Source organism: Arcticibacter sp. MXS-1, from assembly GCF_041902385.1.
In the GTDB taxonomy this organism is placed as follows: Bacteria; Bacteroidota; Bacteroidia; order Sphingobacteriales; family Sphingobacteriaceae; genus Arcticibacter.
Window position 1 is genome coordinate 4656151 of the sequence record NZ_CP169244.1, and the last position, 13175, is coordinate 4669325.

Consider the following 13175-nt stretch of genomic DNA (forward strand, 5'->3'; position numbering starts at 1 on the left):
CTACAGTGTTAAATTGAAACCGAACGTGTATATCCTCTGCTGGGGATAAATCAGACCGTTATCCGCTGAGATTTCCGGATCTATTTCATACTTACCGACGTTGTCGATCGAGAAAAGATTAGAGCCCGCTGCGTAAATACGGAGGCCGTTTAAGCCTACCTTCTTTATTAAACCGACGGGAAAAGTGTAGCCTAATTCCAGATTTTTGAGTCGCAGGTAGCGGATATTAGTTGTCCAGTAATCATTATTTCTCGAAAAGTTTGAGTGATTGCTAAAATCCTTTCTCAAGGCAGGATAAGTTCCTGAAACCCAAGAACTGGCAGGATCATAAGGGTCGACCCGGTGCCATCTATCTGTTAACATATAAGCAGGGGAATTTCCGTTATTCTGGAAAGGATAGCGCAGCTCCCAGTTCCGCGTGTAAGTCTGCATACCAGCTCCGGCAAAGTCGAATGCTAGTGAAAGTCCCTTCCAGCCCAGTTTACCATTAATACCATAGCTGAAATATGGAAGCGCACCCTGGGCATATCCGATTGGTTTCTCGTCATAATTGTTGATGACTCCATCACCATTCAGGTCCTCATAGATCAGGTCGCCAGGGAGAAGGCTCTTGTTGCCCTGTCCGTCTATATCGACCGGATAGTCGTTAATCTGCTGCTGACTCTGGAATTGCCCCAGAATGTGATATCCCCAATTAATATTGGACCATCTGTCCACCGTACTGTTTCTGTACTCATCGTAGGAATTTTGAAACCTCGGTTTGTAGACATCCAATTTCTTATTGCGGCCTATAGTGGCATTTCCACCAATTGAAAAATTAATTTGTCCAACTTTATTCGTATACATGATAAATCCGTCGAGCCCTTGGGTAACATCAGACTCTAAGTTGAACATTGGCATATCATAACCAACTTCAGCAGGCAGGGCGACGTCGTTCTTTCTTGCAGGAAAACCAGCTCTCTTCCTGCGGAACAAGTCGAACTGTCCTGTAAAATGCCCAAGCACTGTAAAATCAATCCCAATATTGGAGGTTTGATTCTTTAACCAGGAGAGTGTTGTGGTGGGAAGTCCACGTGGCTGCACGCCGTTATATAGTGCACCATCGAGAACAGCGTTACCGCGATTTACATTATAGCCGCCCAGGAAGGCGAAAGGCGACGGATTATAATATACTCCGGCATTATCTTGAAGAGAAGTGCCTGTTTCACCGTAAGAAGCCCTCAGCTTTAGATCATTCACAACGTTGCCAAGCGTGTTCTTAAAGAACGGCTCTTCCGAAATGCGCCATCCTAAAGAAACGCCGGGGAAGAAGCCAAAACGGCTGCCTGACCTGTAAAGATAAGATCCATCATACCGTGCAACTGCTTCGATCAGGTACTTACTTTTATAGTCATAATTAATCCTGCCCGCATAGCCTTCAAACGCTTCCTCATAGTAACTATCGCCCAGATAATCCAAATCCTCAAAAAACTGTGTTTTAATAATATTATTAGGAGGAACTGAGTGAAGAGCTATGTATTTATTCTCAGCCTCACGACGCTCAAAAGCAGCGAGTGCAGACAAATTGTGGTCGCCGAACTTCTTGCTGTAGGTAAGCTGAAACTGGCTGAACTTCGAAATTACACTACGCTTGTGTCGTTCTCTCCACGGATTCTGGTTACCATAGAGGGCGCCATTATCCGCTCTATCTTTATACGTATCTGTTGCGGGATCATATATGTAAGCAGGATAAGTATATTCGAACCCTTCAAAATCATCGTTGAGAAAATCATACGAATACAACGCCTTTGCTGAAAGCCCAAAGTTGAACTTATACTCCCCTGTCAGCTTTACGCCTCCCGCACGTGTTATGTTATCTATATAGCCCGTTACATCGTCCTTATAGGTCGCAGGATTTACGTTCACGTTGTGCGTTTGATTGATATACTTTGGATTGTTGTTCGCATAAGGTGTCTCAGTGGGCCACATGCTCCCGATACTCAGCAGGGGGTTAAAAAAGTCGTCGAGCCCGGGCACTCCGACATTATGACGATTTTCTACCCGTCCGTTAAACTGAGCCCCTACCGTTAGTTGTTTGAGGATATTAGATGAGATATTACCTTGTATATTCGTCCTGTTAAAGTTAAAATCTCTCACAATGGCGTCCTGATTTACGTGTCCGAAAGACAGATAATAAGTCGACTTTTCAGATCCGCCGGAAGCGCTCGCGTTGATATTGTACTGGGGAACGTTGGGCCGCAGAACAATATCGTAATAATCATTGCTTTGGTAGCCAGGCTCGGTACCAGCCTCCCATTTAGCAAGTTCCTGAGGCGTGTACAAGAGCGCCGGATTTCTCCCCCAGTTTTGTTCCGACTCTACTAGTCCCCTCACAAACTGGCCCGCGTTTCCCGGATGTGGAAAACGAGTAAAGTTCTGTAATCCGTAATACCCTGATACGTTCAAGGTAGGCTTATCTCCACGATTTCCTTTTTTGGTTGTCACCAGTACTACCCCGTTGCCTGCAGCTAAACCATAGATGGAAGCAGAGGCGTCTTTTAGAATCGTGATACTTTCAATATCGTTTACATTTAGTTGATTGAAGGCATTCTCGCCTGAAATGCCAGTATTGTACCCAAAAACATCTGTTCCGTTACTTGTACTGTAAGCGACACCGTCAATCACGTAAAGAGGATTTCCTAAATTGCGTATCTGCAGCCCGGTGCCATTTCCCGGCCGTGCATCAGATGCCCTGGCTGTTATGCCAGGCATTTTTCCTACCAGCGCAGTTGAAGCGGCCACTCCCGAGGTTCTGACCAGGTCTTCGGATTTGATATTACTGATTGCTCCCGATACCGTCGCTTTTTTCTGCGTACCGTATGCTACCACCACTACTTCATTTAGATTGCTGTTTGTCTCCGCAAGCTCCACGTTGACGACAGCTCGCCCGGCAATTGGGACTTCTTTCCGCTCGAATCCGAGGTAAGTAAAAACAAGAGTACCTTCAAGACTAGTAACATTCAGCGTATAAGATCCGCTGACATCTGTACTAGTCCCTGTTCGTGTTCCTTTCAAAATAACACTGACTCCAACCAGGGGGCTTCCTTTTGTATCGGTTACCCGCCCTTTGATAGTCTGAGCTTTAGTTGCAGTTGAAAGATCGGAAGTTCTTTTTGGAGATGGGGAGGAATAGCCAGCAGTGGCTGCTCCCAGCATTGAGAATGCTATGATAAGTGAGGATCGTATAAAGAGATTCTTATACTTCGTATAAATATTCATAACTGGCCTGTTTGATAATTTATTTAATTGATTCATTCTAAAGAAAGATCAGGACTACGGCGGATGGCAATAGAAGAGGTTCATCGTATTTGGATTAGTTAGAGAAGAAATAATAATTTTAACTGTCAGTCCAACAATTATAGGTTTATGCGACAGGTTAGTCCGTCCGAAATTATCAGCCGATATACTCTATCAAGTTCTTATGAAGTACCTTAGATGGCCCTTCTGCCGCAGCAAGAGGTTATACCGGAAGTGATGTCATCCGCTTGCGGAAACGGCGAAATCAAGCATATTCAGTTGTGTTAACATATTGGAATAATTGGTTAACATAAAGCTATACAAAAAAACATAAAGGTCAAAAAAACATTTATTTTTTGATCAGAATACTAAGGTTAAGCTCAGGACACCTAATACACCATCACAAAGCCTCCGTGGGGCTTCATCGACACACTGACGTTCCCGGAAGCAGATAATGAGCTTTCTTTCAAAGACAATTCCTCAGTCCCATCCGTTATCATCTTGCCGGTCTTCCCTTTCAGGAAGCTAAGATCTACTTTCAGACTTTTCGTACTGTCTTCGCCATTAATACCGGCTATCAGCCAGCGACTGCCACTCCTGCGCGCCATTACCACAAAGCGACCAGGAAAGCCATCGATAAACCTGACGTCGTCCCATGCCGACGGCAGCTGCTGCAGAAAGTTTTTTACAAACTCAGGAACCGTATTCATTCCTTCCGGTGTTTCCGCAAGATGCTGAACGCCCGACTGAAACAAGACAGGCAAGGCCAGTTCAAAGCCGTTGGTTGTGCTGCGCTTGATCCTGGGTATCTTATAAAGCACCATAGGAGTATAATCCATGGGATCGAATACATTCCTCGTAAATGGGATGGTAGCACAATGCGCCGGCTGCTCATCTTCGTTCTTCTGGTCAAACGTGGCAAATTCAAGCCCTTTAATGGCTTCCATTGTAACCAGATTAGGATAAGTGCGATGTAAGCCTCTGGGCAGTGTAGCCCCGTGACAGTTCACCATCAGGTGATAACTGGCGGCGTCCTTAAGGATTTCATGATAGTATTGAATCATCGACTGCCCATCCCCTCCAAAAAAATCCACTTTAATTCCCTTTATTCCCATCTCCTGCAGCAGCTTGAACTCTTTCACCCGCTCCTCACGGGTGATCAGCTTGTTGCGCGGGCTATATGGTGTAGTATTCCAGCTACCGGCAGAATTGTACCACAATATAAGCCCTACATTTTTGGTTTTTGCGTAGCTGGCCAGTTCGCGCACCTGATCGTACCCAATCTTCTCATCCCAGTCAGCATCAATGAGGCAATACTCCCATTTCATGTCCGATGCATAGTCGATGAAACGTTTCTGCACTTTATACACCGTAGAATCATCTTTGTAAAGCACCCAGCTCCATGCTGATTTTCCCGGCTTTACAAAGGCAGCGTCCGTTGCGATAGCCGGCGTCGCCAGATCAGTACCAAGGGTCGATTCAACGATAGTACGAAGGCTGCCGACAGCAACAATACGCCAGGGAGAGCTCCAGGGGAGGGTGGACTGCGGAGTTGCGGCACCTCCCGGAAATACTTCGCGGGGATCTGCCAGCGCAATGCTGTATTCTCCTCCTGGCGAGTTAGCCGCCAGATGAGTTGCACAATACCCTCCTTCAGGAAATGATTCAGTTATCAGAGCCCAGTTCTCGCCGCGGCGGAACAAGGCAGGAAAAACCCAACCAGCCTTAATCGGCGACGGGCTGCCTGCTTTTACCCCCTTCTGGTAGTATTCTTCGTACGACGGATTTGAACTCTCCCATCCAGTCTTTGCTTCAGACATTGGCTGAAGCCATCCCTGAGCCCCTTCTGTAAAGTTAAAGGACGTCTCCTCTTTCGTGATTTTCTTTAATTCTGATGATCTTTCCGGAAAATGATACCTGAATGCGAAGCCGTCATTTGAAACCTGAAAGATAATATCCAGCTTTTTCCCTTCCCGATTCCTGAGATGAAAGGTCCGCCTGACGGCCTGATAGCTATTTACCTTCCTCTTCCCTCCTCTCAGCACGTAGCGGTCAGAGACGCTCACTGGTGCGGATGCTGACACAACACTGAGACCTCTGGAAAAATCGGCATCCTCGCGAATGAGACCCAGCTTCGACTTTTCCAGGACACTTTTCTTGTTACGTGTCACGCTATAATAGCAAGTACCACCACTGCCAACAGAAAGTGTCACCTGCACAGTCTTATCGGGACCAGTAATAGAATAACCGGGAACGCCTGCTTTGGCCAAAGACAAATACAGTAAAAAAAACAGAACCGCGAGAAAGGATCTTTTCATGTTTAAATCAGTTAGTTTAGAAACAACGCCGCCCTTTCTGCAGAGAAAGCACGGTGCTTGCTAAGGGCTAAGTTAATAAAAAATATTAAACGTCAATAGAACGTTTAATATTTCCATTGATACCGACATTCCATACCCGGCCGAAGTTTTTAACATTCTTCCAAAAATGCACCTTAAAACGACGAGCCGGCCGCATGCTGCGAAATTAGGCCTCAGATCTGTGCCAAATGGCGCTGCTTGTATTATTTTCCAGCCATTTTTCTTTGCATCCCCTCGTCCAGACCCGGTCCTGACCGCGCTCGCACCTTCATCGCAGCTCCCTTTACAATCCTTTTCCAATGCATCAGCAGAGCTTCGGGAACTTTCGAAGAAGAACCGAAGGAGTGCCGAGGGAGTACCGAAGCAGTTCGCAGCTTATTCAGAATGATGTCAGAATGAAACTGGGCTGGTCCTTACATTTGTAATCATAGAGAAACTACCAGGCTGGCACGATGGAAACGATATTCACCTTCAATCCTACAGATAAGGAGTTGCACCATCTCTTTTCATATAATTGCGCTGACAATACCTTAGCAGGAGGGTTTTCAATTATCCCAGGTCCGAGGGATGACTACGAAGCTGTAAAATCAGAAGAAGAGAAAGTTTTCGATATAGCAAAATTGCTTGAGTATCGGGGCGACGAGCGGGCGAAGGAGTATTGGGCAAAAATCCCGGAAATCGAATTAGAATATCGCTGGGGGTTTGACAATCTGCAAATTCCGGTAGATTGATCCTTTGCGATTTAGGGCCTGCCGTTGGGCAGGCCCTTGATGAGGCCGAACGAGTACGAGAGACGTTTCGTTCAGAAAGGATATAATCGCGGCTGTCAGCCAGCCTGAAGAATTATTGTGACTTGCAGCGCTTATAACAAGCGTTTTACACATCATAGTTGCAACCGTAACCTACTTCACCAGGGACGGATCGTATAGCTTTGAAGCTGCCCGCTTTAGCTTCGATTCAGGCACCTTGATCACTTTCCGGTCATAGGTCATGAGCCCGTTTGTCTCCACCTCCACATCTGTGGTCTGGGTGTAAACAGCGGCCGAGAGCCCCGCTTTTATCAGCTCTTCCAGGTGGTCGATGAAACCCGAATAACGTTTAAAGAGCTCATCCGCATTTTTAAAGCTCTGATAGCCCCAGTTATCCTTCTGCTGCCAGACATGGCCATCTACCGGCAAGCCTAATCCTCCAAACTCACCCAGTACAAGGGCCCGGTCTTTTCCGAAAAGCTGAGGATCCGGCATTGCAGGCTCAGGATAGTTATGGAGGTCAACAATATGTCCGACGGGATAGAAGTTGCCGCCACTGGCACTGTTCACCAGCCTTGAGGGATCCTTTTTCATGGTCCAGTTAGTAATATCCTCCGTCTTAAACTGTCCCCAGGCCTCGTTGAAAGGAGTCCAAACCACAATAGAAGGGTAATTATGAAGGGCCTCCATAATGGCGTTCCACTCCTTGCGGTAATAGCTTTCCGACTCCTTCGAGCGATCCTTGTCAGATGCAAGTCCGTAGACACCCGGACGGGAATCCCATCTGTTCCCAAGATCGCCGCTTGGCATGTCCTGCCAAACGAGCATACCGATCTTATCGCAGTGATAATACCAGCGTGCAGGCTCCACTTTGATATGCTTTCTGATCATGTTAAAGCCCATATCCCTCGTCTTTTCAATGTCGAACCGAAGGGCTTCATCGGACGGAGCTGTATACAGACCGTCGGGCCACCAGCCTTGGTCAAGGGGACCGTATTGAAAAACAAACTTATCGTTAAGCAGCATCCGCTGAATGCCATTGGCATCTTTGCCTAATGAGATCTTCCTCATTGCAAAATAGCTCTTTACTTCATCCACCGCCTTGCCGTTCCTCACGATTGACACCCTCAGATCGTAGAGAAACGGGTTAGATGGAGACCATAACTTTGGATTAGGAATGGACAGGACTGCAGGAGAAGCGACATTTACCTCAGTCTCGGCAACTTTTGTTGCGCCATCGTATGCTGAAACCTTTAGCTTATCCCCCGGCTTTGCTGCAACGGCATTGACTTCCAACGCTAGGGCCTTGCGGTCAAGGTCGGGTGTCTGGCGGGTAGAGGCAATATAGGTCAGGGGAACTGCTTCAAGCCACACGGTCTGCCAGATACCAGTAACGGGAGTATACCAGATACCCTCTGGCCTTCTCACCTGCTTGCCGCGCGGCTGAGGTCCCTCATCTGTGGGGTCCCAAACCCTTACGACAAGATCCTGCTTTCCACCCTTTTTCAAATAAGCTGTAATATCAAAAGAGAAAGGATCGTTGCCTCCCTGGTGGGTTCCCACTCGCTTGCCGTTCACATACACCTCTGTCTCCCAGTCCACTCCCCCAAAATGCAGAAGCAGCCGGTTGTCCTTCATGGCGGGCTGCAGTGCAAATGAGGTCTGATACCACAGCAAACTGTCCTTTCCAACACGCTTTCCGACACCCGACAACGACGACTCCACCGCAAATGGTACAAGGATCTTCCCCTCGTAGGATGACGGACGTGTAACGCCCTTTGGTTTAATTGAGTAATTCCAAAGCCCGTTCAGGTTCATCCACGCCCCTCTTACAAGCTGAGGCCTGGGATATTCGGTCCACACCGAAGCCGGATTTACCTGTTCACTCCAGCGTGTAGAAATGCGGCCAGGTACGGCCTTCCATGTTGTCTGTTGCGCAAAGACCTGGCCTGCATGAAAAAGCAGGACAATTAGTGACCAATGTATTCTCTTCATGAATTTTGAGATTTATAATTTCGTTATGTAGTAAGAGATATTCACAGACAAACGGGCGTTTTGTTTTCCCGGCTCCGGGTGTCTCTGCAATCCGCCCTGTCTGTCTGCAGCTTAGCTCCTACCACTTGTCTGCGAGCATTTTAATATAGTATCCTCCTACCACACTCCTGGCCTGGAAGCCTACTTTTTCACCGTTAGTAGTTTCATGCCAGTCGCTGACAGGAACGCGTGACGGCGTCTCTGTCACATACTTATGCATAGGCGTCATAATGGCATCAAAGTCCTGAGAATTGCTGGCGAGAACTGAGGTCCACAGGACCCAGTCAGATTTGGTATACGTTTTCCTGCTATCCAGCGGAAGTCCGTAGCTATTTTGGCGGCCCAGATAATATTTAATCTCCTTCTCATACACTTCTTTAGGAAACAGGTTCAGCCCTAAAAGTTTATCCCATACCAGGTTGTATTTCTGGCTCCAGGTTCCCTTATTCCCAAAGGCGAGCGTGTAGTGATCCCCGTCCTCAGCCAGCTGCTGCCACCTGGTTACCATCTCTTTGGTGCTGCTTCTGAATTTAGCAGCAGTCTCATTTTCGCCCAGCTGCCCGGCCAGCATTGCGTATGCTCCCAGGGCTACAATCGCTTTTACCGACAGGTTTGCATTCCGGGCGAGATGTCCGGCAAAGTCGTCGGTACAAAGTTGGTTGGCAGGATCAAAGCCCTCCTTAAGAAGATAATCCGCCCATACAGAAAGTGTCTTCCAGTGTGCTTTGGCATAGTCGGCCTTGCCCTCTGCTTTGGCTATCGCGGCGGTGAGAATAATCATATTGCCCGACTCTTCGACTGGCATATCCTCACCATACGTCTGTCCATTTGCAAGGGGATAGGTGCCCAAGTCGTGAGCGGCAAAAGGTTTGGTCCACTTCCCGCTCTCCGAATAGTAAAAGATCCCGTTTAACATCCCCTTCAGCAAGTCGGGATTGTATGCCAGAAACAGGGGAGCAGAAGGATACGTTACATCAACAGTGTTGATGGATCCGTTGCTAAAGTTCTCTTTGGAAAGGAACAGGATGTCGCCCTGAGGACTCTTGAGCAGCTTATGTGCGGCAATACTCTGCCGATAGGCCAGCACACACAGGTCGGCATATTTCCGGCCGCCTGCCTTTACGGCGTCATTAAACAGCTGCCCGTCGAAGGCAGCACACCTGGCTGCAATGCGCTCGTACTCAGATGAGGCCTTTTGTAACTGACCATCAATGGTCTGATCACCGTTCTGATTCCACCATGGACGTAAATTCTGACCAAAGTACTGGACCGAATATCCGTCGTCGTAAGCCAGCATCGCGAACTTCTCTTTTTCTGAGGTTACCGAACCAAAGGGGATGACGGTGTTCAACATCAGCTGCTTTCCGCTTGTAGCTGCTGTATGCGGCTTCGTAGTAAAGAGTGAGGCACTTACCCCCCTGTTGTACCAATTGTCTGCTGTACGCCATTCCCGGCGGGTGTGGCAACATACATGTATCCCCAGTCGATCCTGACGTCGTCTCCCTTCTTCTGTAAAACAGCCTGCTCGATGGTACCCGCCTTCAGAACGGAGAGCTTCCCCTGGCTATATTTCTGAGCCTTTACCTCCTGCGCCGGCGTGTTCACCGCGATATTCGTTGAGGCTCCGAGGTAAACTTTAACATTGTGAGCGGCGCCGTCGTTCGACTTAACCTTCCAGGAGATGTAGGAAACCGGCCGCGACAAAAGGTTTAGGTCGTCGGTCAGCAACGGCGATGTGAAAGTAAGCGTCAAGTCCGCCTTTCCACAGGTAAAGTTATAAATAGTACGGGAAGCTGTTACCTCAACATTCTTCTGAACCGCCTTCTTCACGGCAAGGCTTGCTGCCTGCTCCTTTTCCTGTACAATCCCCGCATCGAGCCATTGTCCTCCGGCAGTATTAGCGACGTGGATGGCGAGCACGTTCTCACCTTTTCTCAGCGCCTTTCTTGCTTGTTCGTCAATGTCCCGGTAATCATACTTGTCATTCCAGCCTGAATGCCGGTACACTTCAATCCCATTTAAATAAACCTCGACATTGTCGTCATGATGGATCTTTAAAAGCAGCTTTCCACGCTTTAAATCGCCAATGGTAAATTTTCTTCGAACCCACAAGTCCTTGCTTTTCCACTGATTTCCGGCATTCCCGTTGTCTCCGAATGCACCCGACCCGCTTTTCCAGCTCTTATCATCATAAGTACTTTTCATCCATGAGGTACCGGATGGTTCCGTTTCAGTGTATCTACTGGTGTATCTGGCATCTTCCGCAACAGGAAGGATCGTGTGATAAGACGGGGCGTTTTCACCCAGGAAGCGATAGACATTGCCATCAACCAGAATGAGGCCGGTGAGCGAATGATCGGCTCCGGTCCAATGTTTAGTCACCGAGGAGTTAAGCTGATCACTGAACGACCAGATACTGAAATAAGGATCATGAGTTACCAGCGGATAAGCCGGTGCTTTTTCCACCTGTGCTGCGACTTGAAAAGCCTGGCTCAGGACAAAAAAGAAGAACAGAGTTTTGAAGAGTGTGAGTTTAATGGTATTCATCAGAGCTATGTTTAAGATATATGTTTATATTTTCTACTTAACGACGGGAAAAGCGGAAATCCTCAGGCGTGCTCCCCCCATTGGCACCAGGAAAAGAATTTCCTCCCGCTCTCCGCTGGTAAGAGGGCTGCGTGGCAGAGGCGATACAAGTCCGGAAGAGTCAATTCCCCAAGCCGAAATTTTCTTCCCTCGTACTCGTAATTCAACAGGCGCACTCGCGTTAGTGAAAGGATTATCATCGGCAGGCCACTTCTTCCGCACAATCTGAAATGATTTTTCAGGATGCTTCTCATCTAAAGACAGGCCGTAGTTCCAGGCAGATCCGGGGTGAATCTCAAAGGAAGGCCACTTGCCAGGATCTGCATTCTCCTGCCAGCGGGAATCGCCGATGGCAGTTTCCTTACTATCCTTTTTAATATAGTTCTCCTTTATTTTGAGGGAATAGGTCAGCGGACCGTAATTCACGCTTACGCTGCTTTTGTTCTCTGCCCATTGCCGTACTTTCAATTTCATCGGTAAGTGCAGACTAATCCTGTCGCCATCTTTCCATATCCTGGTGATCCTGATATACCGGCCTGCTACTGGTTGAACCTGCAGGGCCTGTCCGTTCACCTTGATCCGGGCTGCTTCAGACCATGACGGGATACGCAGATAAAGAGGAAAACTGCCAGGCCGGTCCATTTTCAGCTTCAGGCTGATGTTCTCATCAAAGGGATACCTGCCTTCCGCCCATACTTCCACTTGCTGCCCGCTTCCAACTTTGGCCTTTACAGAGCCTTCCGTATAAAACTGGGCGGCCAATCCGTTATCCTGCGTCGCCATCCAGGTATTCTGTGCAAAATACACCCAGCCAGCGGAATGATTGTGCTGGCAACAGCGACTGCTGAACGGGTTCATCATCAAAAACGGACCGGAATTATCGATTCCCGGATGATGATTCTTACTGTCGCTAATTGCCATGTTGGGGGCCGTCAGATAGCGAAGTGAACGATAGTCGGGCATAAAGGCAGCCGGGAAGCTATTATAGGCAATATCTTCGCAGTTGTCTGCCCAGAAGGTGTCGCCCGTATATCGTAGTAGCATCTGATCGGATGTCATCTGTTCAACAAAGCCGCATGTCTCGGTAGCCTGCCGCGGATCATCGTAACCTTTTCTGGCATTCTCGTCCGCCCCGAACATTCCTCCCGGCACCTGCCCGTAGACAGATCTGACCAGCTTAAAATTATTGTAGGATGCATTGAGATCTTCCTCCTTTTGACTTAAGAGGTAATACTGCGCCGGTTCCCTGAAACACTGAGCAATGTTCACATTATGCCAGTTGGGGAGACTGGCAGCCTGGCGCCAGTTCGCCGTGTTCCGGTCAGTTTTTTGTGCCAGATCGAGAAGCCAGTCGCCACCCGTTATATTATACAGCCAAAAAATGCTGTAGAGATTGTCTCCGCCACGGCTGTTTTCCCAGTAGTCTTCCAGAAAAAGCTCATCGGGAATAGTCAGCTGCCACTTGAAATAGCGGGTCATGAAATCAAGAACGCGCTGATCCTTTGAATACTCGTAATAAGACTGCAGGCACCATAACATAGGCATATTAGTCCACAGGTCGCGTTTCCCTTTTCCCTTTTCAACGGAAGGGCCAAAGTCGCCGTTCGGGCGCTGGTTACTTAGAACCGCTTCGATCCAGAATTTCGTTTCTGAGATCATCTTCTGATCATTTAGCATGTAGGCGATGTCTCCGTATCCCTTCAGCCAGTAAGGAAGTTCTTCCCATCCGTATTCACCTTTCCCCTCCCTGTTCAGCCAGGCATTATTTTTTTTGGAAAGCCAGACACTGATCTCCCCGAGATTGCCGGTAAGGCCCTCCTTCTGAAGGTTGAGGGCCTTGAGCAACCATCCGGAAGGGGAAAAGGACGTAACCGGAAGCTTAAGAAAGGCTGCTTGCAAAAGGGGGCTTCTGTTGCTGGTGTAATAGAGGTTCTTCCCTTCAGTTGCCGGCCGCGCTACTACCTCCGCGCGAATCCCCTGAGCAAAAGAGCCCCAGAACGGCAACAATACGAAAGCTGGCAGGATAAGCAGTTTGAACATGAAGGAGTGAGACATATGCTTGTTCGAAGGTTAGCATCAGCAATCGCAGGCCTGGTATTTAAGCAGACCTTCGTTCTGACGGTTAGTTCTTGATTTTAATAATGCTACAAATAAAAGCCTTTACGCTATTGAT

General features: G+C 48.1%; 7 protein-coding genes. 1 reads left to right on the forward strand and 6 read right to left on the reverse strand.

Annotated elements, in window-relative coordinates; translation table 11 throughout:
* Both ACES2C_RS20105 and ACES2C_RS20110 read right to left on the reverse strand, forming a co-directional pair.
* The gene (locus ACES2C_RS20105) at positions 1-3258 is read right to left on the reverse strand and encodes a SusC/RagA family TonB-linked outer membrane protein (protein ID WP_374164839.1); all 3258 of its coding nucleotides are present in this window, start codon (positions 3256-3258) and stop codon (positions 1-3) included.
* 407 nt (positions 3259-3665) lie between these two features.
* Positions 3666-5594 (reverse strand): glycoside hydrolase family 97 catalytic domain-containing protein, encoded by a 1929-nt coding sequence (locus ACES2C_RS20110; RefSeq protein WP_374164840.1) that lies wholly within the window; start codon positions 5592-5594, stop codon positions 3666-3668.
* 491 nt (positions 5595-6085) lie between these two features.
* Between ACES2C_RS20110 and ACES2C_RS20115 the strand changes: the two genes are divergently transcribed.
* The gene (locus ACES2C_RS20115; RefSeq protein ID WP_374164841.1) at positions 6086-6364 is read left to right on the forward strand and encodes a hypothetical protein; all 279 of its coding nucleotides are present in this window, start codon (positions 6086-6088) and stop codon (positions 6362-6364) included.
* 171 nt (positions 6365-6535) lie between these two features.
* Here ACES2C_RS20115 and ACES2C_RS20120 read toward each other — a convergent pair whose 3' ends face one another.
* The 4 genes from ACES2C_RS20120 to ACES2C_RS20135 all read right to left on the reverse strand — a co-directional run bounded on the left by ACES2C_RS20120 (position 6536) and on the right by ACES2C_RS20135 (position 13042).
* Positions 6536-8377: a glycoside hydrolase family 2 protein gene (locus ACES2C_RS20120; protein ID WP_374164842.1), complete on the reverse strand. Its 1842-nt coding sequence runs from the start codon at positions 8375-8377 to the stop codon at positions 6536-6538.
* Between the two features lie 118 nt (positions 8378-8495).
* The gene (locus ACES2C_RS20125) at positions 8496-9770 is read right to left on the reverse strand and encodes a glutaminase domain-containing protein (RefSeq protein ID WP_374164843.1); all 1275 of its coding nucleotides are present in this window, start codon (positions 9768-9770) and stop codon (positions 8496-8498) included.
* 56 nt (positions 9771-9826) lie between these two features.
* Positions 9827-10963 (reverse strand): DUF5127 domain-containing protein, encoded by a 1137-nt coding sequence (locus ACES2C_RS20130; RefSeq protein WP_374164844.1) that lies wholly within the window; start codon positions 10961-10963, stop codon positions 9827-9829.
* A 33-nt stretch (positions 10964-10996) separates the two neighbouring features.
* A complete protein-coding gene (locus ACES2C_RS20135; protein WP_374164845.1) occupies positions 10997-13042 on the reverse strand; it encodes a beta-L-arabinofuranosidase domain-containing protein in 2046 nt (681 codons plus the stop codon).
* Between the last annotated feature and the right edge of the window lie 133 nt (positions 13043-13175).